Origin of the sequence: Variovorax sp. dw_308, assembly GCF_019207085.1 — a bacterium.
Classification (GTDB): domain Bacteria; phylum Pseudomonadota; class Gammaproteobacteria; order Burkholderiales; family Burkholderiaceae_C; genus Variovorax.
Map to the genome: position 1 here is coordinate 11165 of NZ_JAATOM010000022.1, position 25666 is coordinate 36830.

At 64.1% G+C, this 25666-nt stretch carries 23 protein-coding genes and 4 tRNA genes; 3 read left to right on the forward strand and 24 right to left on the reverse strand.

Going from position 1 to position 25666, the window contains the following annotated elements; genetic code table 11:
* Window positions 1–53 precede the first annotated feature (53 nt).
* The 21 genes from rpoC to trpE all read right to left on the reverse strand — a co-directional run bounded on the left by rpoC (window position 54) and on the right by trpE (window position 20907).
* Window positions 54–4304, reverse strand: coding sequence for a DNA-directed RNA polymerase subunit beta' (rpoC, locus tag HCU76_RS29010; RefSeq protein ID WP_218511233.1), 4251 nt, complete (start codon window positions 4302–4304; stop codon window positions 54–56).
* A 20-nt stretch (window positions 4305–4324) separates the two neighbouring features.
* Window positions 4325–8437: a DNA-directed RNA polymerase subunit beta gene (gene rpoB / locus HCU76_RS29015; RefSeq protein ID WP_218511234.1), complete on the reverse strand. Its 4113-nt coding sequence runs from the start codon at window positions 8435–8437 to the stop codon at window positions 4325–4327.
* Between the two features lie 295 nt (window positions 8438–8732).
* The gene (gene rplL, locus HCU76_RS29020) at window positions 8733–9107 is read right to left on the reverse strand and encodes a 50S ribosomal protein L7/L12 (protein WP_218511235.1); all 375 of its coding nucleotides are present in this window, start codon (window positions 9105–9107) and stop codon (window positions 8733–8735) included.
* Window positions 9108–9152: 45 nt separating this feature from the next.
* The gene (rplJ, locus tag HCU76_RS29025; protein WP_213958617.1) at window positions 9153–9689 is read right to left on the reverse strand and encodes a 50S ribosomal protein L10; all 537 of its coding nucleotides are present in this window, start codon (window positions 9687–9689) and stop codon (window positions 9153–9155) included.
* Between the two features lie 253 nt (window positions 9690–9942).
* On the reverse strand, window positions 9943–10638 hold the full coding sequence (gene rplA, locus HCU76_RS29030; RefSeq protein ID WP_218511236.1) for a 50S ribosomal protein L1: 696 nt from the start codon (window positions 10636–10638) through the stop codon (window positions 9943–9945).
* Complete coding sequence (gene rplK, locus HCU76_RS29035) at window positions 10639–11070, reverse strand: 50S ribosomal protein L11 (protein ID WP_213958619.1); 432 nt, start codon at window positions 11068–11070, stop codon at window positions 10639–10641.
* Between the two features lie 142 nt (window positions 11071–11212).
* On the reverse strand, window positions 11213–11806 hold the full coding sequence (nusG, locus tag HCU76_RS29040) for a transcription termination/antitermination protein NusG (RefSeq protein WP_218511237.1): 594 nt from the start codon (window positions 11804–11806) through the stop codon (window positions 11213–11215).
* Window positions 11806–12189 (reverse strand): preprotein translocase subunit SecE, encoded by a 384-nt coding sequence (gene secE, locus HCU76_RS29045; RefSeq protein ID WP_218511238.1) that lies wholly within the window; start codon window positions 12187–12189, stop codon window positions 11806–11808. The genes nusG and secE overlap by 1 nt, the downstream gene beginning before the upstream one ends.
* A gap of 114 nt (window positions 12190–12303) precedes the next feature.
* A tRNA-Trp gene (locus HCU76_RS29050) sits at window positions 12304–12379 on the reverse strand.
* Window positions 12380–12390: 11 nt separating this feature from the next.
* The gene (gene tuf, locus HCU76_RS29055; protein ID WP_218509802.1) at window positions 12391–13584 is read right to left on the reverse strand and encodes an elongation factor Tu; all 1194 of its coding nucleotides are present in this window, start codon (window positions 13582–13584) and stop codon (window positions 12391–12393) included.
* Window positions 13585–13712: 128 nt separating this feature from the next.
* Window positions 13713–13787, reverse strand: a tRNA-Thr gene (locus HCU76_RS29060).
* Window positions 13788–13826: 39 nt separating this feature from the next.
* Window positions 13827–13900: transfer RNA gene (locus HCU76_RS29065), tRNA-Gly, on the reverse strand.
* 88 nt (window positions 13901–13988) lie between these two features.
* A tRNA-Tyr gene (locus tag HCU76_RS29070) sits at window positions 13989–14074 on the reverse strand.
* Window positions 14075–14131: 57 nt separating this feature from the next.
* The gene (locus HCU76_RS29075) at window positions 14132–14848 is read right to left on the reverse strand and encodes a uracil-DNA glycosylase (protein WP_218511239.1); all 717 of its coding nucleotides are present in this window, start codon (window positions 14846–14848) and stop codon (window positions 14132–14134) included.
* Between the two features lie 9 nt (window positions 14849–14857).
* Complete coding sequence (gene trpC / locus HCU76_RS29080; protein WP_213958058.1) at window positions 14858–15658, reverse strand: indole-3-glycerol phosphate synthase TrpC; 801 nt, start codon at window positions 15656–15658, stop codon at window positions 14858–14860.
* A 2-nt stretch (window positions 15659–15660) separates the two neighbouring features.
* On the reverse strand, window positions 15661–16695 hold the full coding sequence (gene trpD, locus HCU76_RS29085) for an anthranilate phosphoribosyltransferase (protein WP_213958059.1): 1035 nt from the start codon (window positions 16693–16695) through the stop codon (window positions 15661–15663).
* Window positions 16696–16718: 23 nt separating this feature from the next.
* Window positions 16719–17369, reverse strand: coding sequence for a LysE family translocator (locus HCU76_RS29090; RefSeq protein WP_213958060.1), 651 nt, complete (start codon window positions 17367–17369; stop codon window positions 16719–16721).
* Window positions 17370–17379: 10 nt separating this feature from the next.
* On the reverse strand, window positions 17380–18435 hold the full coding sequence (gene ltaE / locus HCU76_RS29095) for a low-specificity L-threonine aldolase (protein WP_213958061.1): 1056 nt from the start codon (window positions 18433–18435) through the stop codon (window positions 17380–17382).
* Window positions 18436–18437: 2 nt separating this feature from the next.
* Window positions 18438–19022 carry an aminodeoxychorismate/anthranilate synthase component II gene (locus HCU76_RS29100; RefSeq protein ID WP_213958062.1) on the reverse strand — a complete coding sequence of 195 codons (585 nt, stop codon included), beginning with the start codon at window positions 19020–19022 and terminating at the stop codon, window positions 18438–18440.
* On the reverse strand, window positions 19019–19408 hold the full coding sequence (locus HCU76_RS29105) for a GxxExxY protein (RefSeq protein ID WP_213958063.1): 390 nt from the start codon (window positions 19406–19408) through the stop codon (window positions 19019–19021). The genes HCU76_RS29100 and HCU76_RS29105 overlap by 4 nt, the downstream gene beginning before the upstream one ends.
* Complete coding sequence (gene trpE / locus HCU76_RS29110; RefSeq protein ID WP_213958064.1) at window positions 19405–20907, reverse strand: anthranilate synthase component I; 1503 nt, start codon at window positions 20905–20907, stop codon at window positions 19405–19407. Before trpE ends, HCU76_RS29105 begins: the two co-directional genes overlap by 4 nt.
* Before the next feature lie 284 nt (window positions 20908–21191).
* Between trpE and HCU76_RS29115 the strand changes: the two genes are divergently transcribed.
* Window positions 21192–21794, forward strand: a complete 603-nt coding sequence (locus tag HCU76_RS29115; protein WP_213958065.1) for a chalcone isomerase family protein — start codon at window positions 21192–21194, stop codon at window positions 21792–21794.
* On the opposite strand, the gene HCU76_RS29120 is transcribed toward HCU76_RS29115, so the two are convergent.
* On the reverse strand, window positions 21763–22461 hold the full coding sequence (locus HCU76_RS29120; RefSeq protein WP_256354552.1) for a phosphoglycolate phosphatase: 699 nt from the start codon (window positions 22459–22461) through the stop codon (window positions 21763–21765). The two genes, HCU76_RS29115 and HCU76_RS29120, sit on opposite strands and share 32 nt — an antisense overlap.
* A gap of 77 nt (window positions 22462–22538) precedes the next feature.
* Complete coding sequence (locus HCU76_RS29125) at window positions 22539–22901, reverse strand: response regulator (protein WP_218511240.1); 363 nt, start codon at window positions 22899–22901, stop codon at window positions 22539–22541.
* 179 nt (window positions 22902–23080) lie between these two features.
* Here HCU76_RS29125 and HCU76_RS29130 point away from each other — a divergent pair, with 179 nt between their 5' ends.
* Window positions 23081–23365, forward strand: a complete 285-nt coding sequence (locus HCU76_RS29130; RefSeq protein ID WP_218511241.1) for a hypothetical protein — start codon at window positions 23081–23083, stop codon at window positions 23363–23365.
* Window positions 23366–23391: 26 nt separating this feature from the next.
* Here the strand turns inward: HCU76_RS29130 and HCU76_RS29135 are convergent, their stop codons facing one another.
* Window positions 23392–24510 carry a beta-ketoacyl-ACP synthase III gene (locus HCU76_RS29135; protein WP_213958068.1) on the reverse strand — a complete coding sequence of 373 codons (1119 nt, stop codon included), beginning with the start codon at window positions 24508–24510 and terminating at the stop codon, window positions 23392–23394.
* A gap of 341 nt (window positions 24511–24851) precedes the next feature.
* Between HCU76_RS29135 and HCU76_RS29140 the strand changes: the two genes are divergently transcribed.
* The gene (locus HCU76_RS29140; protein WP_218511242.1) at window positions 24852–25664 is read left to right on the forward strand and encodes a transglutaminase family protein; all 813 of its coding nucleotides are present in this window, start codon (window positions 24852–24854) and stop codon (window positions 25662–25664) included.
* Window positions 25665–25666: the final 2 nt, after the last annotated feature.

Below are 25666 nucleotides of genomic sequence, written 5' to 3' on the forward strand. Positions count from 1 at the left end.
AAAAGGGGGCGTCTGGGTCCGGTCATGGGGTCATGGCCGGGTCGCGCGGGCGATTACTCGCTGGCGGCAGCGGTCCCTTCGCCGGCATCCGCGGTGGCCGTGGCGGCCTCCTCGGTGCTGGACGAACTGTCGCCGGCCAGTTCCGCGGCTTCGGACTCGGCGATGGCGCGGCGCTCGGCCTCGTCCATCTGGTCCTTCACCTTGCGGGCCTGGTGGTACGCCATGCCGGTGCCTGCGGGGATCAGGCGGCCGACGATCACGTTTTCCTTCAGGCCACGCAGCTCGTCGCGCTTGCCCATGATCGCGGCTTCGGTCAGCACGCGCGTCGTTTCCTGGAACGATGCGGCGGAGATGAACGAGTCGGTCGACAGCGAGGCCTTGGTGATACCGAGCAGCAGGTTGGTGAACGTCGCGGGGATCTTGCCAGCGGCGCGCAGGGCGTCGTTGGTGTTGAGCATTTCGCTGCGTTCGACCTGTTCGCCCGAGATGTAGTTCGTGTCGCCGATGTTGTCGACCACGACGCGACGCAGCATCTGGCGAACGATCACTTCGATGTGCTTGTCGTTGATCTTCACGCCTTGCAAGCGGTACACGTCCTGCACTTCGTCCACGATGTAGCGCGCCAGTTCTTCCGAACCCAGCAGGCGCAGGATGTCCTGCGGATCGGCCGGACCGTCGACGACGCTTTCGCCCTTGTTCACCACCTGGCCTTCGTGCACCAGGATGTTCTTTTCCTTGAGGACGAGTTCCTCGTGGACCGTGCCTTCCGGATCGGTGATCTGCAGGCGGACCTTGCCCTTCGTTTCCTTGCCGAACGACACGGTACCGGTCATCTCGGCCAGCGTGCCCTTGTCCTTCGGCGAACGGGCTTCGAACAGCTCGGCCACACGCGGCAGACCGCCGGTGATGTCGCGCGTCTTCTGGCCTTCGACCGGGATGCGGGCCAGCACTTCGCCGGGGCCCACGTCCTGGCCGTCGCGGATCTGCACCAGCGAGCCGATCGGGAAGCCGATCGTCACCGAGTGGTCGGTGCCGGGGATCTTCACTTCGGCGCCGGAGGCGTCGATGAGCTTCACCTGCGGACGAACCACCTTGGCAGCGCCGCGGCGCTTCGGGTCGATCACGACCAGGGTCGACAGGCCCGTCACTTCATCGACCTGCTTCGCGACGGTCAGGCCTTCTTCGACGTTCTCGAAGTGGGTCTTGCCGGCGAACTCGGTGATGATGGGTCGGGTCAGCGGGTCCCAATTGGCAAGCACGTGGCCGGCCTTGATGGTCTGGTCGGCCTTCACCGCCAGCGTCGCGCCGTACGGCACCTTGTGGCGTTCACGCTCGCGGCCATGCTCGTCGTGGATGATGATTTCGCCGGAACGCGAGATCACCACCAACTCCTGCTTGGAATTGGTCACGTAGCGCATCGTGGCGTTGAAGCCGATCGAACCGTTCGACTTGGCTTCCACGCTCGAGGCGATGGCTGCGCGCGAAGCGGCGCCACCGATGTGGAAGGTCCGCATCGTCAGCTGCGTGCCGGGTTCGCCGATCGACTGCGCGGCGATCACACCGACGGCTTCGCCGATGTTGATCAGGCCGCCGCGACCCAGGTCACGGCCGTAGCAGGTGGCGCAGATGCCGAAGCGCGTGTCGCAGGTCAGCGCGGTGCGGACCTTGACTTCGTCGACGCCTTGCGCTTCGAGCTCTTCGATGTTGTCTTCGTCGAACATCTGGCCGGCGTTCAGCAGCACCGAACGGTTTTCCGGATGCAGCACGTCTTCCGCAGCCGAGCGGCCGAGGATACGGTCGCGCAGCGACTCGATCACTTCACCGCCTTCGACGATCGCGCGCATCAGGTAGCCGCCGTGTGTGCCGCAATCCTGCTCGGTCACGACCAGGTCTTGCGTCACGTCGACCAGGCGACGGGTCAGGTAACCCGAGTTCGCCGTCTTCAGTGCCGTGTCGGCCAGACCCTTACGGGCACCGTGGGTGGAGATGAAGTACTCCAGCACGTTCAGGCCTTCGCGGAAGTTCGCGGTGATTGGCGTCTCGATGATGGAGCCGTCAGGCTTGGCCATCAGGCCCCGCATGCCGGCGACCTGGCGGATCTGCGCGGCGGAACCGCGAGCGCCCGAGTCGGCCATCATGTAGATCGAGTTGAACGATTCCTGCTCGACTTCCTTGCCGTGGCGGTCGATGACGCGCTGCTTCGACAGCTTGGCCATCATGACCTTCGACACTTCGTCGCCGGCCTTGCCCCAGATGTCCACCACCTTGTTGTAGCGTTCGCCGGAGGTGACCAGACCGGACACGTACTGCTGTTCGATCTCCTTCACTTCCTTGGCGGAGCGCTCGATGATGCCGTGCTTTTCGGCGGGCACCAGCATGTCGTCGATGGCGATCGAGATACCGGCCTTGGTCGCGAGGCGGAAGCCGTTCTGCAGCAGCTTGTCGGCGAACACGACGGTCTCTTTCAGGCCGCACTTGCGGAACGAGACGTTGATGAGCTTGGAGATTTCCTTCTTCTTCAGCGCCTTGTTGATGTTCGAGAACGGCAGGCCCTTCGGCAGGATCTCGGACAGCAGCGCGCGGCCCACGGTCGTATCGACGAGCGAGGTCGACGCGGTGAACACGCCGGTTTCCTTGTCCTTCGAATACTCGGTGATGCGCACGGCGACCTTGGCGGTCAGCTCGACCACGTTGGCGTCGAGCGCGCGCTGGACTTCGCCGATGTCGGAGAAGATCAGGCCTTCGCCCTTGGCATTGATGCGGTCGCGGGTCGTGTAGTACAGGCCCAGCACCACGTCTTGCGACGGAACGATCGACGGTTCGCCCGAAGCCGGGAACAGCACGTTGTTGGAGGCCAGCATCAGCGTGCGGGCTTCCATCTGCGCTTCCACCGACAGCGGCACGTGGACAGCCATCTGGTCACCGTCGAAGTCGGCGTTGAATGCCGCGCAGACGAGTGGGTGCAGCTGGATGGCCTTGCCTTCGATCAGGATCGGCTCGAACGCCTGGATGCCCAGACGGTGCAGCGTAGGCGCACGGTTCAGCATGACCGGGTGTTCCTTGATGACTTCCTCAAGGATGTCCCAGACCACCGGCGTACCCGATTCGACTTCCTTCTTGGCAGCCTTGATCGTGGTCGCGATGCCCATGGCTTCGAGGCGCGAGAAGATGAAGGGCTTGAACAGTTCAAGCGCCATCAGCTTCGGCAAGCCGCACTGGTGCAGCTTGAGCGTCGGGCCCACCACGATGACCGAACGGCCCGAGTAGTCCACGCGCTTGCCCAGCAAGTTCTGGCGGAAACGACCGCTCTTGCCCTTGATCATGTCGGCCAGCGACTTGAGCGCACGCTTGTTGGCGCCCGTCATGGCCTTGCCACGGCGACCGTTGTCGAGCAGCGAGTCGACGGCTTCCTGCAGCATCCGCTTTTCGTTGCGCGCAATGATTTCCGGAGCCTTCAGCTCCAGCAGACGGCGCAGGCGCGAGTTGCGGTTGATGACGCGACGATAGAGGTCGTTCAGGTCGGAGGTCGCGAAGCGGCCACCGTCCAGCGGCACCAGCGGACGCAGGTCCGGCGGCAGCACGGGCAGGACTTCCAGCACCATCCAGTTGGGCTTGATGCCCGACTTGCGGAAGGCTTCCAGCACCTTCAGGCGCTTGGAGTTCTTCTTGACCTTGACTTCGGATCCGGTCAGGTCGCCGCGCAGGCGTTCGATCTCGCTGTCGAGTTCGATGCCTTCGAGCAGGTCCTTGATGCCTTCGGCGCCCATCTTGGCGACGAACTCATCGCCGTATTCCTTGCGCTTCGCGTCGTAGTCGTCCTCGGACATGATGTCGCGCTTCTTCAGCGGGGTCATGCCGGGGTCGGTGATCACGTAGGCTTCGAAGTACAGCACGCGTTCGATGTCGCGCAGCGTCATGTCGAGCACCAGGCCCAGGCGCGACGGCAACGACTTCAGGAACCAGATGTGCGCGCACGGTGCGGCCAGGTCGATGTGACCCATGCGCTCGCGGCGAACCTTGGTCTGCGTGACTTCAACGCCGCACTTCTCGCAGATGACGCCGCGGTGCTTGAGGCGCTTGTACTTGCCGCACAGGCATTCGTAGTCCTTGATGGGCCCGAAGATCTTGGCGCAGAACAGGCCATCACGCTCCGGCTTGAAGGTGCGGTAGTTGATCGTCTCGGGCTTCTTCACTTCGCCGAAAGACCACGAACGGATCTTCTCGGGCGAAGCCATGCCGATCTTGATGGCATCGAAATGCTCATCCGGCGTGAATTGCTTGAACAGGTCGAGTAATGACTTCATGTGACTCTTTCCTTGTCTGCTTATGAGCGTTCGAGTTCGATGTCCAGGCCCAGGGAACGGATTTCCTTGACCAGCACATTGAACGATTCCGGCATGCCGGCTTCGATGGAGTGTTCGCCCTTGACGATCGACTCGTAGACCTTGGTGCGGCCGACCACGTCGTCGGACTTCACCGTCAGCATTTCCTGCAGCACGTAGGCGGCGCCGTAGGCTTCCAGCGCCCACACTTCCATTTCACCGAAACGCTGGCCACCGAACTGGGCCTTGCCGCCCAGCGGTTGCTGCGTGACCAGCGAGTACGGGCCGGTGGAACGGGCGTGCATCTTGTCGTCGACCAGGTGATGCAGCTTCAGGAAGTGCATGTAGCCGACGGTGACCGGACGCTCGAACTGCTCGCCGGTGCGGCCGTCGTACAGGTACGCCTGCGTGCGCGTATCGGTCAGGCCCTTGAGCTTGGCGATGTCGTCCGGAAAGGCGAGCTTCAGCATGCCGCGGATTTCCTCTTCCGAGGCACCGTCGAACACCGGGGTCGCGAAGGTCGCGCCGTTTTGCAGGTTCTGCGCCATCTCGAGCACGTCGCCATCGCTCAGCTGGCTCAGGTCTTCCTTGCGGCCCGAGCCGTTGTAGAGCTGTTCCATGAACTTGCGCAGCTCGGCCACCTTGGCTTCTTGCTGCAGCAGGTCGCCGATGCGCTGGCCGATGCCCTTGCCGGCCCAGCCCAAGTGCACTTCCAGCACCTGGCCCACGTTCATCCGCGAAGGCACGCCCAGCGGGTTCAGGCAGATGTCGCACGGCGTGCCGTCGGCCATGTGGGGCATGTCTTCGACCGGAACGATCTTCGACACCACACCCTTGTTGCCGTGACGGCCGGCCATCTTGTCGCCGGGTTGCAGGCGGCGCTTGACGGCCAGGTAGACCTTGACCATCTTGAGCACGCCCGCGGGCAGCTCGTCGCCCTGCGTGAGCTTCTTGCGCTTTTCTTCGAACGACAGGTCGAAGCTGTGGCGCGTCTGCTCCAGCGAGTTCTTGATCGACTCGAGTTGCGAAGCGACTTCGTCTTCCGCCGGGCGGATGTCGAACCAGTGGAACTTCTCGACCGAGTCGAGATAGGCCTTGTCGATCTTCGTGCCCTTGGCCAGCTTGTTCGGGCCGCCATTGGCAGCACGGCCATTGAGCAGCTTGGCGATACGGTCGAACGCGTCGGCTTCGACGATGCGAAGCTGGTCGTTCAGGTCAAGGCGGAAGCGCTTGAGTTCGTCGTCGATGATCTGCTGGGCGCGCTTGTCACGCGTGATGCCTTCGCGGGTGAACACCTGCACGTCGATCACGGTGCCTTGCGAGCCCTGATCCACACGCAGCGAGGTGTCCTTCACGTCGGAAGCCTTCTCGCCGAAGATCGCGCGCAGCAGCTTCTCTTCCGGCGTCAGCGTGGTCTCGCCCTTCGGCGTGACCTTGCCCACCAGCGTGTCGCCCGGTTGCACTTCGGCGCCGACGTAGATGATGCCGGACTCGTCCAGGCGGTTGAGCTGCTGCTCGGCCAGGTTCGGGATGTCGCGGGTGATTTCCTCGGCGCCCAGCTTGGTGTCGCGTGCCATGACCACCAGTTCCTCGATGTGGATCGAGGTGTAGCGGTCTTCGGCCACGACGCGTTCGCTGATCAGGATCGAGTCTTCGAAGTTGTAGCCATTCCACGGCATGAAGCCGATGAGCATGTTCTGGCCCAGGGCGAGCTCGCCCAGGTCGGTCGATGCGCCGTCGGCCACCACGTCGCCCTTGGCGATCTTGTCGCCGCGCTTGACGATCGGACGCTGGTGGATGTTGGTGTTCTGGTTCGAACGCTGATATTTGATCAGGTTGTAGATGTCCACGCCGACTTCGCCGGCTTGCGCTTCGGCATCGTTCACGCGCACCACGATGCGGGTCGCGTCGACGTAATCGACGATACCGCCACGGGTGGCTGTCACCACGGTGCCCGAGTCGACCGCGGAGACGCGCTCGATGCCGGTACCGACCATCGGCTTTTCAGGACGCAGCACAGGCACGGCCTGGCGCTGCATGTTGGCGCCCATCAACGCGCGGTTCGCGTCGTCGTGCTCCAGGAACGGCACGAGCGAGGCGGCCACCGACACGATCTGCGCGGGCGACACATCCATGTACTGGATACGCTCGGCGCCCACCAAGATCGATTCGCCGGCTTCACGCGCGGAGACCAGGTCGCCGGTCAGCGTGCCGTCCTTGTCCAGCACCGCATTGGCCTGGGCAATGACGTACTTGCCTTCTTCGATGGCCGACAGGTAGTCGATGTCCATCGTGACCTTGCTGTCGACCACGCGACGGTACGGCGTCTCGATGAAGCCGTATTCGTTCAGGCGGGCATACAGGGCCAGCGAGTTGATCAGGCCGATGTTCGGGCCTTCAGGCGTTTCGATCGGGCAGACGCGGCCGTAGTGGGTCACGTGCACGTCACGCACTTCGAAGCCGGCGCGTTCGCGGGTCAGGCCGCCCGGGCCAAGGGCCGAGACACGACGCTTGTGCGTGATCTCGGACAGCGGGTTGGTCTGGTCCATGAACTGCGACAGCTGCGAGGCGCCGAAGAATTCCTTCAGCGCGGCCGAGATCGGCTTGCTGTTGATCAGGTCGTGCGGCATCAGCGGCTCTTGCTCCGCCTGGCCCAGACGTTCCTTCACGGCCTTCTCGATGCGGGCCAGGCCGGTGCGGTACTGGTTTTCGGCCAGTTCACCGACGCAACGCACGCGGCGATTGCCGAGGTGGTCGATGTCGTCCACTTCGCCGTTGCCGTTGCGCAGGTCCACGAGGATCTTGACCACGGCCAGGATGTCTTCGTTGGTCAGCACCATCGGGCCGGTCGACTCGTCGCGGCCGACCTTGGCATTGAACTTCATGCGGCCGACGCGCGACAGGTCGTACGTGTCCGGGTTGTAGAACAGGCGCTGGAACAGGGCCTGCACCGCGTCTTCCGTCGGCGGCTCGCCGGGGCGCATCATGCGGTAGATCGCGACACGTGCAGCGAACTCGTCGACGGTTTCGTCGATGCGCAGGGTCTGCGAAATGTACGCGCCCTGGTCGAGTTCGTTGGTGTAGATCACCTGGATGTCTTGCACGCCGGCCGTGCGCAGCTTCTTCAGCAGCGCTTCGGTCAGTTCGTCGTTGGCCTTCGACAGGATTTCACCCGAGTCGGCGTCGACGATGTTGCGGGCGATGACGCGGCCAACCAGGAAGTCTTCCGGCACGCTGATGTGCGTGGTTTCCGACTGCTCGAGCTCACGCGTGTGGCGTGCGGTGACGCGCTTGTCCTTGGCGACCACGACCTTGCCGGCCTTGTCGGTGATGTCGAAGCGCGCCACTTCGCCGCGCAGGCGCTCGGCGACGAATTCCATCTGGGCGCCGCTGTCCATCAGGCGGAAGTTGTCGTTCACGAAGAAGTTCGCGAGGATCGATTCCGGGTTCAGGCCGATGGCCTTCAGCAGGATCGTCACGGGCATCTTGCGGCGACGGTCGACGCGGAAGTACAGCATGTCCTTCGGGTCGAACTCGAAGTCGAGCCACGAGCCGCGGTAGGGAATCACGCGGGCCGAGAACAGCAGCTTGCCGCTGGAGTGGGTCTTGCCCTTGTCGTGCTCGAAGAACACGCCCGGCGAACGGTGCAGCTGCGACACGATCACGCGTTCCGTGCCGTTGATGATGAAGGAACCCTTCTCGGTCATCAGGGGCACTTCGCCCATGTAGACCTCTTGTTCCTTCACTTCCTTGACCACCTTGGATTGCGAGGTCGAGGACTCGCGGTCATAGATGATGAGTTGCACCTTGGCGCGCACTGCCGAGGCAAAAGTGAGGCCACGGGTCTGGCACTCGCGCACGTCGAAGGCGGGTTTCGCGAGGTTGTACTCGAGAAACTTCATCTCGACGAAACCGTTGTGCGAGACGATCGGGAAGGCCGCGTCGAACGCGGCTTGCAAGCCTTCGACGGTGCGTTTTTGCGGGGCGATGCCGGCTTGCAGGAACGCGGTGTACGCATCTTTCTGCATCTGCAGCAGGTACGGGATTTCAACGACGCTGTCGCGGTTGCCGAAACTTTTTCGGATGCGCTTGCGTTCTGTGTATGAGTAGGCCATGAGAGCTCCGGAGCTTGAGATCTTCAGCGACTTGGTTCGGGTGCAAAATGCACCACTCCTTGGCGGCTGGCCACTACCAGCCGTTGGCGGACGGTGATGCATTGCACATCACCCGAACCAAGGGGTCTTCTGCAGTCGGGGTCAGAAAACACTGGAAAAAAGACTTGGAAAAGTCCTTTTTCCGGTGTTTCTCTAAACACTCCGCCAGCGCCGAAGGCTCTGGCGGGGGTGCGCTCTGAAAGCGCGAAAGGCTGGAGGGCCTTTTCAGGCGCCTCCAGCCCTTGAAGGGACCGAATTACTTCAGTTCCACCTTGGCGCCGGCATCTTCCAGCTTCTTCTTGGCGGCTTCAGCGTCAGCCTTCGACAGGCCTTCCTTGACAGCCTTGGGAGCGGCTTCGACCAGGTCCTTGGCTTCCTTGAGGCCCAGGCCGGTGATTTCGCGAACTGCCTTGATCGCCGAAACCTTGTTCGCGCCAGCTTCCATCAGCATGACGTTGAACTCGGTCTTCTCTTCGACGACAGCGGCGGCGGCGCCACCACCAGCGGCGGGAGCCGACATTGCAGCGGCGCTCACGCCGAACTTCTCTTCGATGGCCTTGACCAGGTCGTTGAGTTCCAGGACCGTCATTGCGTCGAGCGCGGTCAGAAATGCGTCTTTATCGAATGCCATTTTTGTTTCCTAACAATTGGGTTGAATGTTTCAAACACAAGCGCTTCAAGCGGCTTGTGCTTCGGCCGGAGCCGCTTCTTCTGCAGGTGCTTCGCCACCACCACGCTTTTCCGCGAGTGCCGCGAGGACGCGGGCGGTGCGGGAAATGGGGGATTGCATCAAGCCCAGCAATTGCGCCAGCAACACTTCCTTGGAAGGGATGTTGGCCAGTTGCTTCACGCCTTCGACGTCCAGGGCCTTGCCACCGAATGCGCCACCGCGGATGACCAACTTGGCGTTGGTCTTCGCGAAATCGGCCACCACTTTCGCGGCAGCCACAGCGTCTTCGGAGAAGCCATAGATCAACGGACCGGTCATCTGGTCGCCGACGATCTCAAACGGGCTACCAGCAACAGCACGGCGTGCCAACGTGTTCTTCAACACGTTGAGGGTCACACCCTTGCTGCGTGCTTCGGCGCGCAGTTTGGTCATATCGGCCACCGTGATGCCACGGTATTCCGCCATCACGAGCGTTTGAGCTTTTGCGGCGAGGCTGGTCACATCACTGATGACCGCTTCTTTCTCACTGCGATTCAGACTCAAGGTCTACTCCTTTTAATGCAACCCTCGGCCGGGGCCTTGGATTGCGCTACATGCAGCGACCAACCGTTCAGGAAACAAAATCCTTTGCGGCGGGATCGCCATCTGCGCTGATCGCCTCCTGCGCGGAGGAGGCAATTAAGAACGGGCTGCCCTGCTCACCAGCGGTCTTGGATGGCTCGCAGCGACTTTTGAGAGTTGCTGCGACCCACCACATCGCCCCACCGTTTCACCGGCGGGACAAATACTTCTCAGCTCAGCCCGAGATGGTCTGCGTGTCCACGCGGACACCCACGCCCATCGTCGACGACACAGCCACCTTGCGCAGGTAAACACCCTTGCTCGATGCCGGCTTGGCCTTGACCAGCGCTTCGATCAGCGCAGCCAGGTTGCCTTGCAGCTTGTCGGTGTCGAACGAGCGACGGCCGATCGTGCCGTGGATGATGCCGGCCTTGTCAACGCGGAACTGGACCTGGCCAGCCTTGGCGTTCTTGACGGCGGTGGCAACGTCCGGGGTCACGGTGCCAACCTTCGGGTTGGGCATCAAGCCGCGCGGGCCGAGGATCTGGCCGAGCGTACCGACGACGCGCATGGCGTCCGGCGCGGCGATGACCACGTCGAAAGGCATGTCACCAGCCTTGACCATGGCAGCCAGGTCGTCCATGCCGACGATGTCAGCGCCGGCGGCCTTGGCTTCTTCAGCCTTGGCGCCCTGGGCGAACACAGCCACGCGCTTGGTCTTGCCGGTGCCGTTGGGCATCACGACAGCGCCACGCACCACTTGGTCCGACTTCTTCGCGTCGATGCCGAGTTGCACGGCCACGTCGATGGATTCATCGAACTTGGCGGTTGCAGCTTCCTTGACGATGCCGATGGCGTCGGTCAACGGGTACAGCTTGTTGCTGTCGACCTTGCCGGCCTGTGCTTTTTGCTTCTTCGTAACCTTGGACATTTACACGCCCTCCACATTCACGCCCATCGAGCGGGCCGTTCCGGCGATGGTGCGAACTGCTGCGTCCATGTCGGCCGCGGTCAGATCCTTCATCTTGGTGGTGGCGATCTCTTCGAGCTGTGCGCGCGTGATCTTGCCGACCTTGTCGGTGTGCGGACGGGCCGAGCCCTTGTCCAGCTTGATGGCCTTCTTGATCAGGACGCCGGCCGGCGGCGACTTGATGATGAAGGTGAAGCTCTTGTCGGCGAACGCGGTGATGACCACCGGCAGCGCCAGACCCGGCTCGTAGCTCTGCGTTTGCGCGTTGAACGCCTTGCAGAACTCCATGATGTTCAGACCGCGTTGGCCCAGTGCGGGACCGATCGGCGGTGAGGGATTGGCCTTACCAGCTGGCACTTGCAGCTTGATGAAGCCGACGATTTTTTTCGCCATGACTTGCTCCTTGCGGGTAGTAACGCTGTGCACTGGGCAACAGCTCCCCGGGGTTGACGACTCTTGCTGCTACGTTCCTTGCCGAGTCGGTTTGCAAGGAAACACGGAAATACAAAGACCCGCGACGCGGGCTTTGGTTCCCTTAAGTCTTTTCGACCTCGGCGAAGCCAAGCTCGACCGGCGTGGCGCGTCCGAAAATCATCACGGACACGCGCACCTTGTTCTTCTCGTAGTTGACGTCTTCGATCGTGCCGTTGAAGTCGGTGAACGGGCCTTCCTTGACGCGCACGAATTCGCCCACGACGAACTCGACCTTGTGGCGCGGCTTCTCGGTGCCCTGCTGCATCTGGTTGACGATGTCCTCGACTTCCTTCTGCGAGATCGGGGCCGGACGGTTCTTGGCGCCGCCGACGAAGCCCGTCACCTTGTTGGTGTGCTTCACCAGGTGCCAACTCTCGTCGTCCATGATCATTTCGACCAGCACGTAGCCCGGGAAGAAGCGGCGCTCGGTGGTGCGCTTCTGGCCGTTCTTGATCTCGACCACTTCTTCGGTCGGCACCAGGATGCGGCCGAACTTGGCCTGCATGCCCGCGCGGTTGATGCGCTCGAGAATGTTGCGCTCCACAGCCTTTTCCATGCCCGAATAGGCGTGGACGACATACCAGCGCAGGTCCGGATTGGCCGAGGGCGGCAGGGCAGACGTCGCTTCCGACGTAACTTCAACTTCTTCGGTCATTACTTTCTCCAACCCAGAATGAGGTCAAAAAACACCCATTCGAGGGTCTTGTCGGTGAGCCAAAGGAAGATGGACATGATCACCACGAACCCGAACACGTAGGCGGTCATCTGGATGGCCTCCTTGCGGGTCGGCCAGACAACCTTCTTGACCTCGCGCCAGGAGTCGCGGCCAAAGGCGATCAGCTGCTTGCCGTTCTCGGAACTCGCAAAGACGCCGACGGCGGCGGCCAGGCCCACCAGCAAGGCGATCCACTGCACCACGCCGCCTTGCTTCGAGAGCATGTAGAACGCAACAATGGCGCCCACCGCCAACACCACGGCCGCAGCCAACTTGGCTTTGTCGGCGCCGGTGCTCACGGTTTCAATTTGAGTAGTAGCCATCTTTGGGCGGTGTTTCCTGGCCTGTCGGCCTTCAATTCAATGCGGCATCTGTTAACGCCGAAGCCCGTCGTGGTTGCGACGGGCTTTTTGCCTGGTTAGGGCGCCACTTTCAGGTGGCAGGGGCAGTAGGAATCGAACCTACAACCTTCGGTTTTGGAGACCGACGCTCTGCCAATTGAGCTATACCCCTACGTTGCTTTCTTAGACGTCCAGAATCTTGGCCACGACGCCCGAACCCACGGTACGGCCGCCTTCACGGATGGCGAAGCGCAGGCCTTCTTCCATCGCGATCGGGTTGATCAGCTTCACGGTGATGCTGACGTTGTCGCCAGGCATGACCATTTCCTTGTCCTTCGGCAGCTCGATCGCGCCGGTCACGTCCGTCGTGCGGAAGTAGAACTGCGGGCGATAGTTGTTGAAGAACGGCGTGTGACGGCCGCCTTCGTCCTTCGACAGCACATACACCTCGGCGGTGAAGTGCGTGTGCGGCTTGATCGAGCCCGGCTTGCACAGGACTTGGCCACGTTCGACTTCTTCGCGCTTGGTGCCGCGCAGCAGCACGCCGACGTTGTCGCCAGCCTGGCCCTGGTCCAGCAGCTTGCGGAACATTTCCACGCCGGTGCAGGTGGTCTTGACCGTCGGGCGGATGCCCACGATTTCGATTTCTTCACCGACCTTGATCACGCCACGTTCGACGGCGCCGGTCACGACCGTGCCGCGACCCGAGATCGAGAACACGTCTTCGACGGGCATCAGGAAGGTGCCGTCCACGGCGCGTTCGGGCGTCGGGATGTACGTGTCGAGTGCGTCGGCCAGCTTCATGATGGCTTCTTCACCCAGCTTGCCCTTGTCGCCTTCGAGCGCCAGCTTGGCCGAGCCGTGGATGATCGGGGTGTCATCACCCGGGAATTCGTACTTGTCCAGCAGTTCGCGGACTTCCATTTCGACGAGCTCAAGCAGTTCGGCGTCGTCAACCATGTCGCACTTGTTCAGGAACACGATGATGTAGCCCACACCCACCTGGCGAGCCAGCAGGATGTGTTCGCGGGTCTGCGGCATCGGGCCGTCAGCGGCCGAGCACACCAGGATCGCGCCGTCCATCTGGGCGGCGCCGGTGATCATGTTCTTCACATAGTCGGCGTGGCCGGGGCAGTCGACGTGGGCGTAGTGGCGGTTGGCCGTTTCGTATTCGACGTGCGCGGTGTTGATCGTGATGCCGCGGGCCTTTTCTTCGGGCGCTGCGTCGATCTGGTCATACGCCTTGGCTTCGCCGCCGAACTTGGCCGACAGCACCGTTGCGATCGCAGCGGTCAGCGTGGTCTTGCCGTGGTCGACGTGACCGATCGTGCCGACGTTGACGTGCGGCTTGGTGCGGGTGAACTTGCCTTTTGCCATTTTTTCGCTCCGAAGAAATTACTGAATCAGCACACTGACATGGGGCCGCGATGTCATGACGGCAAGTGGCCGGCCATCGACATCCTCAACACAACCCGGGGGCGGATGCTGCGCCACCCCTTGAAACCTGGTGCCCTTTGCGGGAATCGGACCCGCGACCTCTCCCTTACCAAGGGAGTGCTCTACCACTGAGCCAAAAGGGCAAACTAACGAACGCTTTCCAACAATCAAAACAGACCGACTGGAGCGGGAGACGGGAATCGAACCCGCGTCATCAGCTTGGAAGGCTGGGGTTCTACCATTGAACTACTCCCGCATCAGGGGGCACTTCAGCAAGCACCCCGAAACCTGCACCCCGCCCGATTCAGGCGGTATCCAAACGCTCTTTCTGTCCGTTTCATCGCTGGTGGAGAGGGCTGGATTCGAACCAGCGTACTCGTAAGAGGGCAGATTTACAGTCTGCTGCCATTAACCACTCGGCCACCTCTCCAGCGAGCCTCGGAATATAGCACGAATAGAAGAGGCCGTCGATCCGCTACCCGGAATTTCACACCGAAGCCGTGCCTTGCGCGTCCCGCCAGGCCCTCGCCTGCCCGAAATGACCGCATCCGATGAAAGGCAGCGGCGGCCGCAGGGCCGACAGGGGCGAAGGGTGGTTGGCCACCAGCACCTTGTGGCGTTTCATGTCGATCAGGGCCCGTTTGCCCTGGGCGTGGGCGCCCCAGAGCATGAAGACGACCGGCCACTCGCCCTGCGCCACATGGCGGATGATGGCATCGGTCAGCACTTCCCAGCCTCGGCCCGCATGGCTGGCCGGCTGGGCCTCCTCGACCGTCAGGCAGGTGTTGAGCAGCAGCACGCCCTTTTTGGCCCAGTTCACCAGACTGCCGCCCGGATTCGGGAACGGCGGCGTCGGCGTGCCGAGGTCGCGCTGCAACTCCTTGAAGATGTTGCGCAAGGACGGCGGAATGGGCACGCCCGGCGCGACGGAGAACGCAAGTCCCTCCGCCTGCCCGCGGCCGTGGTACGGGTCCTGGCCGAGGATCACGACGCGTACCTGCTCCGGCGGCGTCAGTTCGAGGGCGCGCAGCGGATGCGGCGGGAAAATGACGGCGCCCGCCGCCAGGCGCTCGCCGAGGAAGCCCAGCAGCTTCTGCCCGACTGCGCCGCCCAGGAATTCGTCGACGAGCGGCTGCCAGCCGGGCGCGACCGGCCAATCGGCCGGGTCGTTGCTCGACAGTTGATCCGTGCGCGGGTCTGCCATGCCGACGCCTCAGCGGAACAGTTCGGCGAGCGCGTCGCCCGGTTCGTCGGCGCGCATGAAGGTCTCGCCGACCAGGAAGGCGTGGATGCCGGCGGCGCGCAGCCTGGCAACGTCGTCACGGGTGGCGATGCCCGACTCGGTGACCATCAAGCGATCCGAAGGTAGCTTGGGCAGCAGGTCGATCGTGGTCTGGATCGACACCTCGAAGTTGCGCAGGTTGCGGTTGTTGACCCCCACCAGCGGCGTCTTGAGCTTCAGCGCGCGCCCCAGTTCCTCTGCGTCATGCACCTCGACCAGCACCGCCATGCCCAGACCCAGCGCGATGGCTTCGAAGTCCCTCATCTGTGCGTCATCCAGCACGGCCGCGATCAGCAGGATCGCATCGGCGCCGATCGCACGCGATTCGTAGATCTGCCATGCGTCGACCATGAAATCCTTGCGCAGCACCGGCAACTCGCAGGAAGCGCGCGCCTGCTTGAGGTAGTCGATGCCGCCCTGGAAGAACTGCTTGTCGGTCAGCACCGAGAGGCAGGCTGCGCTGACGGTGCCGTCGCCTTCCGCATAGCTCTGCGCGATGTCGGCCGGGATGAAGTCGGCGCGGATCACGCCCTTGCTGGGGCTCGCCTTCTTGACCTCCGCGATCACCGCCGCCTGCCCTGCCGCGATCTTCGCCCGCATGGCGCCCACGAAGTCGCGCGTGAGCACGCGGCTTTCCGCATCGAAGCGGATGGCGTCGAGCGGCGTGCGCTGCTTCAGCGCCGCCACTTCCTGGTGCTTGACCGCAACGATCTTGTCGAGGATGTCGGACATGCTCAGTTCGCCCCCGCAGCCGTCGTCGCCTTGACCAGTTCAGCGAGCTTGGCCTTTGCCGCGCCGGACTCGATGGCCGTGCGCGCCTTGGCGACGCCCGCCGCCACGGAGTCGACCACGTTCGCCGCATAGAGCGCCGCGCCCGCGTTGAGCACGACGATGTCGCGTGCCGGCCCGGGCTGGTTGTCGAGCACGCTCATGAGCATGGCCTTCGACTGGTCAGGCGTTTCCACACGCAGGGCGCGGTTGCTCGACATCGAAAAGCCGAAGTCCTCGGGATGCAGCTCGTATTCGCGGATCTCGCCGTGCTTGAGTTCGCCGACCAGGGTCGCCGCGCCGAGCGAGATCTCATCCATGCCATCGCGGCCGTAGACGACCATCGCATGCTCGGTGCCGAGGCGTTGCAGCGCGCGAACCTGGATGCCGACCAGGTCGGCATGGAACACGCCCATGAGGATGTTCGGCGCGCCGGCCGGGTTGGTCAGCGGGCCGAGGATGTTGAAGATCGTCTTGATGCCGAGTTCCTTGCGCACCGGGGCGACGTTCTTCATCGCCGGATGGTGGTTGGGCGCGAACATGAATCCGATGCCGACGTCGGCAATGCACTTCGCGATCTGCTCGGGCTTGAGGTTGATGTTGACGCCCAGCGACTCCAGCACGTCGGCGCTGCCCGACTTGCTCGACACGCTGCGCCCGCCATGCTTGCTGACCTTGGCCCCCGCTGCCGCCGCGACGAACATCGAACAGGTGGAAATGTTGAAGGTGTGCGAACCGTCACCGCCGGTGCCGACGATGTCGACCAGGTTCCGGGTGTCCGCCACCGGCACCTTGGTCGATACCTCGCGCATGACCTGCGCGGCGGCGGTGATCTCGCCGATGGTTTCCTTCTTGACGCGCAGGCCGGTGATGAGCGCGGCCATCATCACGGGCGAGCATTCGCCGCTCATGATCAGCCGCACGATGTGCAGCATCTCGTCGTGGAAGACTTCGCGGTGCTCGATGGTGCGCTGCAGCGCTTCCTGGGGGGTGATGGGCATGGTGTCTCCTTGATTTGAATGCGTCAGTGCGCGGCGGGTGCGTCCGACAGTGCGAGCTTGATGCCGAAGCCGATGAACATGGCGCCGGCGATGCGGTCGAGCCAATGCATGCCCTTCTGCACCGCATCGCGGCGGGCCATCCAGGCACCGGCCAGCGCCCAGCCCGAATTCACCGGGATCGCGTTGACGTTGAAGAGCACGCCGAGCAGCACGAAGGCCAGCGCCTTGTTGTCCACGTCGGGCGCGATGAATTGCGGCACGAAGGCCAGGAAGAACAGCGCGACCTTCGGGTTCAGCACATTGGTCCAGAAGCCGCCCATGAAGACGGCCCGCAGGCTGCGCGGCGCCGTGGCCGACGCCATCGCAACCAGGTCGGTGGCCGGCGACGCCTTGGCAAAGATCATGCGCATGCCCATGTACAGCAGGTACGCGGCGCCAATGAACTTGAGCACGGTGAACGCATGCGCCGACGTGGCCAGCAAGGTGCTCACGCCCAATGCGGCAGCGCCGATGTGCACGAAGCAGCCCGCGGTGATGCCGAGGCCCGCCACGATCCCGGCGCGCGTACCCGAGCGCAGCGCGTGGCTGACGATGTAGAACACGTCCGGGCCGGGCGTGAGGTTGAGCAGCCAGCCGGCCGCGATGAAGACCAGCAGATGCGAAAGATCCGGCATCCCAGCGCCTTCAGTTCCTGAAATACGCGCGGACCGTTTCGATCGCGCGGTCGACACCTGCCGCATCGACGTCCAGGTGCGTGACGAAGCGCAGCTTGTAGAGGCCCGTCGCCAGGACGCCCTGCTCGCCGAGGTACGCCATCAGCCCGGCCGAGCGGGCCTTGGCCGGGCCTTCGAGGTCCACGAACACGATGTTGGTCTGGGGCGGCTCGACGATGAAGCCGTCGATGCCCGACAGGCCCTGCGCCAGCCGTTGCGCCAGCGCGTGGTCGTCGGCCAGTCGATCGACGTGGTGGTCGAGCGCGTGCGACGCCGCGGCCGCCAGCAGGCCCGACTGGCGCATGCCGCCGCCGGCCATCTTGCGGATGCGGTGCGCGCGCGCGATGAACTCGCGCGAGCCGCACAGCGCGGAGCCGATCGGCGCGCCGAGGCCCTTGCTGAAGCAGACCGAGACGCTGTCGAAGCACTGGGCGATGCGGCGGGCTTCGGCGCGCGCGTGTCCGCCGGTGGTTGCGGCCTGGGCCACGGCGGCATTGAAAAGGCGCGCGCCGTCGAGGTGGCGCTGCAAGCCCTTCGATTTCGCGAGGTCGGTGGCGGCTTGCACGTAGTCGAAGGGCAGCAGCTTGCCGCCAAGGGTGTTCTCCAACGCGAGCATCTTCGTCCGCGCGAAGTGCGCGTCATCGGGCTTGATCGCCGCCTCGATCTGCGCGAGCGGGATCGAGCCATCGGCCGCGTGGTCCAGCGGCTGCGGCTGCACGCTGCCGAACACCGCTGCGCCGCCGCCTTCCCAGCGATAGCAATGGGCCATCTGGCCGACGATGTATTCGTCGCCACGGCCGCAGTGCGAGAGGATGGCGCAGAGGTTGCTCTGCGTGCCGGTCGGGACGAACAGCGCGGCTTCGAAGCCGAGCATCGATGCGATCTTTTCCTGCAGCGCGTTGACGCTCGGATCGCTTGCGAACACGTCGTCGCCGAGCGGCGCGGCATCCATGGCCGCGCGCATCGCGGGCGTGGGCTGCGTGACGGTGTCACTGCGCAGGTCGACGGTATTTGAAGCGGTTGCCATGCTCAGTCCAGGAAGTTCTTGAGCATGGCGTGGCCATGCTCGGTGAGGATCGATTCGGGGTGGAACTGCACGCCCTCGATGCGCACGTCGTGTGCGTAGCCGGTGTGGCGCACGCCCATGATTTCGCCATCGTCCGTCCAGGCGGTGATGGCCAGCGCCGGCGGGCAGCTGGCACGCTCGATGGACAGCGAGTGATAGCGGTTGACGACGAATTTCTCAGGCAAGCCGGCGAAGACGCCCTCCTGCGTGGTCGTGATCTCGCTGGTCTTGCCGTGCATGAGCTGTTGCGCGCGGATGATCTTGCCGCCGAAGGCTGCGCCGATGGCCTGGTGGCCGAGGCACACGCCGAGGATGGGCAGCTTGCCGGCGAAGGCCTGGATGGCCGGGACCGACACGCCGGCCTCCGCGGGCGAGCACGGACCGGGCGAGATGACGAGACGCGTAACGCCCGCGCCGATGCGCTCGCCGATCTGCTCGACGCTGATCTCGTCGTTGCGCTGCACCTCGACCTCAGCCCCCAGCTCGCCCAGGTACTGGACGATGTTGTAGGTGAACGAGTCGTAGTTGTCGATCATCAAGACTTTCATGGCTTGCTCACGATCCTGTGGATGCCTTTGACGACGGGGAACACATTGAAGTTGATCAGCAGGCCCAGCTTGAGGCCGGACAGACGCAGCGCGGCCTGTACTTGCGCCCGGTGCAGGTCGCTCAGCACCTCCACGGCCCGCAGTTCGACGACGACCGATTGCTCGACGACAAAACCGGCACGGCACACTTCGCCGAGCGGCCGGCCCTTGTAGCTGGCCGACAGGGGCACGTCGCGCTGGAAGCCGATCTCGCGCTCGGCGAGTTCGACTTCGAGTGCCGTGGCGTACGCGGCTTCGCTCAAGCCCGTGCCCAGCATGCGCTGGACCTCGACCGCGGCGCCGATGATCTCGTGCGAGAAGTCGGTCTGGGGGACGGATGCGGTCATTCCAGGCCCTCCTCGACCAGTTCGGCCGCACGCAGGAGTGCCCGCGCCTTGGCTTCGGTTTCGCGCCATTCGAGCTCGGGCACCGAATCGGCCACGACGCCCGCCGCTGCCTGCACGTGCAGTACCTGGTCCTTGATGATGCCGGTGCGGATGGTGATGGCCACGTCCATGTCGCCGGCGTAGCTGATGTAGCCGCAGGCGCCGCCGTACAGGCCGCGCTTGGTGGGTTCCAGCTCGTCGATGAGTTCCATCGCGTGGACCTTCGGCGCGCCGGTCAGGGTGCCTGCCGGGAAGGTCGCCTTGAGCACGTCGATGGCCCTCATGCCGTCCTTCAGGATGCCCTCGACGTTGCTCACGATGTGCATCACGTGGCTGTAGCGCTCGACCGCGAAAGCCTCGGTCACCTTCACGGTGCCGATCTTCGCGATGCGGCCGATGTCGTTGCGCGCCAGGTCGATCAGCATGACGTGCTCGGCGCGTTCCTTCGGGTCGTTGATGAGCTCGACCTCGGCAGCCTTGTCGAGCTCGATCGATGCGCCGCGCGGGCGGGTGCCGGCGAGCGGACGGATGGTCACCTTCTGCTCGCCGTCGGGCATGTTCTCCTGGCGCACCAGGATCTCGGGCGAGGCGGCGACCACGTGGAAGTCGCCCATGTTGTAGAAGAACATGTAGGGCGAGGGGTTCATCGAGCGCAGCGCGCGGTACAGCGACAGCGGCGACTCGGTGTAGCGCTTGCTGATGCGCTGGCCGACCTGCACCTGCATGAAGTCGCCGCCGGCGATGAGTTCCTTGGCACGCTCCACCGCGGCCAGGTAGTCGGCCTTGGCGAAGGAACGCTCTGGCGGGTGCGGCTGGCTCGGCTTGACGTGCGGCGCGGCCACCGAGTACTTGAGCTGGTCGCGCAGCTCGCGCAGGCGGCGCTTGGCATTGGGATAGGCCTCGGGGCGCGTCGGGTCGGCGTAGACGATCAGGTAGAGCTTGCCGGAGAGGTTGTCGATGACCGCCAGTTCCTCGCACTGCAGCAACATGATGTCGGGGCAGCCGAGCGTGTCGGGCGGGCATGTCTTCTCGAGCTTCTTCTCGATGTAGCGCACGGCGTCGTAGCCGAAGTAGCCGGCCAGGCCGCCGCAGAAGCGCGGCAAACCGGGGCGCAGCGCGACCTTGAAGCGGCGCTGGTAGGCATCGATGAAGTCGAGCGGATTGCCGGTGGCCGTCTCGACCACGACGCCATCCGTCACGACCTCGGTGCGGGCCTCGTCAGCGAAGCCGCTGGCACGCAGCAGCGTCCGGGCCGGCAGGCCGATGAAGCTATAGCGCCCGAAGCGCTCGCCGCCAACGACGGATTCGAGCAGGAAGCTGAACTTGCCGCCGTCCTTGCTGTTCGCCAGCTTGAGGTAGAGCGAGAGCGGGGTCTCGAGGTCGGCAAAGGCCTCGATCATCAGCGGGATGCGGTTGTAGCCCTGGGCGCTGAGGCTCTTGAATTCGAGTTCGGTGATCACGGGATGTCCTCCGTCTGCCGGCCGGCGCTGCGTTGGCCGGTGGCGTTGTCATTCATGGTTGGCCCTGAGTCGAGAAGTGATCAGGCGCCGCGGGCGCACGGCGTGCGCCGTGCAATCAACGAGACAGCGACGACGGGCGACGCCAGGGCCAGGCTCCCCGGCTGCCTTGACCTGTCTGGATGACGTGATGAATGAACATGGAACGGCGGAGTTTAGCTGAGCGAGAATGCTCGTACAAAAAGATACATCTCGGGGAGAAGTTGAGACAGGACACGGAGATACACATGTTCCAGTTCGCCATCCGGCGTGCGCTTCCCTCGGTTCTTCTGGCGTTGGCCTCCTTGGTCGGGACCGCCGCTTCTGGCGCGACCATCGACGTCGCGGGCGTCAAGCTCGAAGAAGGCATCGAACTGCGCGGCAGCAAGCTGCAGCTCAACGGCGCCGGCATTCGCTACAAGGCGGTGTTCAAGGTCTACACGGCCGGCCTGTACCTGGGCAAGAAGGTCGGCACGCCCGAAGAAGTGCTGGCGGCCACCGGGCCCAAGCGCGTCACCGTGACGATGCTGCGCGACATCGATGCCAACGAACTGGGCAAGCTGTTCACGCGTGGCGTGGAGGACAACTCGGCGCGCAACGAATTCAGCAGCCTGGTGCCGGGCCTGCTCCGGATGAGCCAGGTCTTCTCGGAGCAGAAGCAGTTGAAGGCGGGCGACAACTTCCTGATCGACTGGGTGCCGGACGTGGGCACGGTGATCACCGTCAAGGGCGTGGTGCAGGGCGAGCCGATCAAGGAGCACGCCTTCTTCAACGCGCTGGTGCGGATCTGGCTCGGCCCGAACCCGGCCGACTGGAAGCTCAAGGACGCGCTGCTGGGCAAGGCGGGCTGATTTCGGCCAGGCTGTCGACGAAGGCGTCGGCGTCGACGCCCCGGATCGGCTCGCCGTGGTTGTACCCGTAGGTGACGAGCACGACGGGGCATCCTGCGGCCCGGGCGGCCTGCGCGTCGTTGCTGGAATCGCCGATCATGAGCGTGCGCGCGGGCGGGGTGCCGAGCGCCGCGCAGGTCTTCTGCAGGGGCAGCGGATCGGGCTTCTTGCGCTCGAAGGCGTCTCCGCCGAAGACGAATTCGAAGTAGCCGTCGAGCCCCTTGGCCGCGAGCAGGGGCCTGGCGAAATCGTTCGGCTTGTTGGTCAGGCAGGCCAGCCGCAGGCCTTGGGCGCGCAGCGCCTCGAGGCCTTCCAGCGCGCCCGGGTAGACCGCCGAATGCCGGCCGTTGATGACGAGGTAATGGTGGGTGTAGCGCTGCCAGGCCGCATCGCAGAGCGCCTCGTCGGCTTCGCTTCCACGCACGTGGCGCAAGGTCGAGCGGATCAGGTGCTCGGAGCCCTTGCCGACCATGGCCTCGACGTCGCGCGCAGTGACGTACCCCAGCGAGAAGTCGTCGAGCATGAGGTTCAGCGCCACGACGAAATCGCCGATCGTATCGACCATGGTGCCGTCGAGGTCGATGATGGCTGCGTCGAAGCGGGAGGGGTCGAGGGGGAGGATGTTCAAGGCAGGTGCAATGGCGTTCGAAAGGTGGCGAGCATAGCCGTGCGATGGCCGGGAGTCGGCTGCGCGCGCAAGGTGGGTCAGCGCCTGCACCACTCGAAGAACAGGTCGAGTTCCTTCGATTTGTCGAAGATCGCATCGGCGCCCAGCGCGAGGCTCCGGCGCCGCATCTCCTCGGTGGGGTAATTCGTGAACACCACCAGGCGCTGGTGCGGCAAGCGGTCCCGGCAGGCGCGCAAGACGGTCAGCCCGGTCCCTTCCCGCAGGAACAGATCCACCACCGCCAGTTGCCACCGGTCGTGGAGGTCCTCGAGGATGGCCACGGCCTCGCTCGCGGTTTCGGCGATCGCGACCACATCCACATCGGCGAGCTCCGCCAGCGCCGGGATCAGGTTGTCCCGGATGGTCTTGCTGTCTTCGACGAGGACGGTGGCGACGGGCATGGCTTTTGGCAGTTGCGCCCCTGCCGGATTTGTTGCGTCAAGTTGCAGAGCAACACGGTCTCCGGTTATACGGGCAGGGCGCGCGATGCGTGTAGGCCGACAGCCTGACCTGTTCCTTCCGGCAGCGAGCTTGCACAATTTTCAATAGCATCGGGCCGTTGCTCGAAACGAGGATCCCCATGTCCAAGCAGTCGTCATACACCGGCCCGGCCAATCCGGCCGTCCTGGCCGAGTCCCTGAAGGAAAACAAGGAGGCGGCGCAGGTGGTGCAGAAGGCTTCGGATGACCTCGCGGTCGTCCATGCAGTGCTGGACCACGGGGTGCCCAAGGGTTCACTGCCGCCAGACGTGGACCGGGCCGTCGCGCAGACCGAACGCATCGAGAAACAACTCAGTGCGTCGGTCGAGAAGCTCAAGAAGGTGAACGCGGCATTGGCCCGCGCGTTGCCGGACCCCAAGGCTTGACCTCGAGGCCGGCGCCGGAGGCAAGGTCAAAGCTTCCTGACGATCGCGCTGCCGATCGAATAGCCCGCGCCGAACGAGCAGATCACGCCGAGATCACCGGCCTTGAAGTCGGCCTGGTGGCGGTGGAAGGCGATGATGGAACCGGCGGAGGCGGTATTGGCGAATTCGTCCAGGATCACGGGCGCCTCGTCCGCCGTGGCGTCGCGGCCAAGCAAGCGGCGCGCGATGAACTGGTTCATCGACAGGTTGGCCTGGTGCAGCCAGAAGCGGCGCATGTCGGCGGGGGCGTAGCTGAACGCGGCCAGGTGCTGCTCGATGTGGTCGGCGGCCATGGGACAGACTTCCTTGAAGACCTTGCGGCCTTCCTGGCGGAAGAGCTGGTCGCGGTCGTCCGGGTCGCGGTCTTCGGCGCGCGACATGAACCCGAAGTTGTTGCGGATGTTGTTGGAAAAAGTGGTCAAGGCCCGAGTGCCCAGCACCTCGAAGGCGCCCGGCGGCGCCAGTTCCAGGCGCTCCACCAGCACGGCGGTACAGACATCGCCGAAGATGAAATGGCAGTCGCGGTCTTTCCAGGCCAGATGGGCCGAGGTGATTTCGGGGTTGACCATCAGCACCGCGCGCGCGCCGCCGCTGCGCACCGCGTTGTAGGCCATCTCCAGCCCGAAGGTGGCCGACGAACAGGCCACGTTCATGTCGAAGCCGAAGCCCTGGACGCCGAGCGCGGTCTGGATCTCCACGCCCATCGCCGGGTAGGCGCGCTGCATGTTGGCCGAGGCGCAGATCACCATGTCGACATCGGCGGCCGTCTTGCCAGCAGCCTGGAGTGCGTCCTGCGCGGCCTTGACGGCAATCTCGGCCATCAGCGAAAGCTCGTTGTCGGGCCGGGGCGTGAAGACCGGGCGCATGCGCGTGGGGTCCAGCACGCCGGACTTTTCCATGACGTAGCGGCGCTTGATGCCGGAAGCCTTTTCGATGAACTCGACGCTGGAGCTGGTCAGTGCGGCGTGGGTGCCGGCGGCGATTTCCCCGGCATGCTTCGCGTTTTCCAGCGCGGCGTATTGGTTGAAGGCCTCGACCAATTCCTCATTGGTGATCACCTCCGGCGGAATGAACAGGCCGGTGCTGCTGATGGCGACACGATGCATGACGGTCTCTCTGATCTATGTTGTGGATGGGGCAAGCGAACTGCCCGGGGGCGGGCCAGATTGTCCGCTACCGCTCACCCCTGCGCGGATACGGATTTGTGCCTAGCGGCGACCGGGACGAGCACCGAAGTAGTACCGTCCGCGTCTGCCGGTACGGGCAAGGATGCGGGTACGGGTACGGGTGCCGAACGCAGAAGGAATTCAAAGAAAATATTTGGTTTTCCTTTTGCGACTTCTGCGGAACCTTTGCGACTTCTGCGTTCGGCTCCCGATCCCGGACCGCCCACGCGGTGGCGCGTCAATTGCATGTCCGCCTTCCTCCCCCACACCCCGGCACCACCATGAAGCTGCACGCCACCTGCAAGATGACTGTCACCGCCAGCAGCGACTGCCCTGTCGTCGCGATGCTGCGGCCACGCAGCGGCGAGGCGCAATGGATGGTGCAGGAGCGCTACGAACTCGACCCGTGGGTGCCGACCACGGAATACGTCGACGACTTCGGCAACCTGTGCCAGCGCTTGAAGATCCCGCAGGGCCAGATGCGCATCGAAGTCGACATGCTCATGGTGACGGACGAGCTCATCGCCGTGGATTTCAACGCCGTGGCGACGCCTGTCGAGCAATTGCCTTTCGATGCGTTGAAGTACCTGCTGCAAAGCCGCTACTGCCCGTCGGACAAGATGGGCGACAGGGCGCAGGAGATCGTCGGCAACGCCGCTGCGGGCTATGCACAGGTCGAGGCGATCCGCGGCTGGAGCCATGCCAACCTGCAATACAAGTACGGCGTCAGCACCGGCAGCACCGACGCCCTCGACACGTTGAACGACGGCGCCGGCGTGTGCCGGGATTTCTCGCACGTGGGCATCGCCCTGTGCCGCGCGCTGCGAATCCCGGCCCGGTTCGTGGTGGGCTACCTCCATCGGCTGGACCCGATGGACATGCACGCATGGTTCGAAGCCTTCGTCGGCGGCCGCTGGTACACCTTCGACGGCACGCAGGATCAACCGCGCGGCGGGCGCATCGTCGTGGCCTACGGGCGCGACGCGGCCGACGTGGCCTTTCTTTCGAACTACGGGCCGCTGGAGATGGGGGAGATGGAGGTCACGGTGCGGGAGGTGTTGCCGGGCGATGCGGCTCAACGCTCCTCCATGTGACC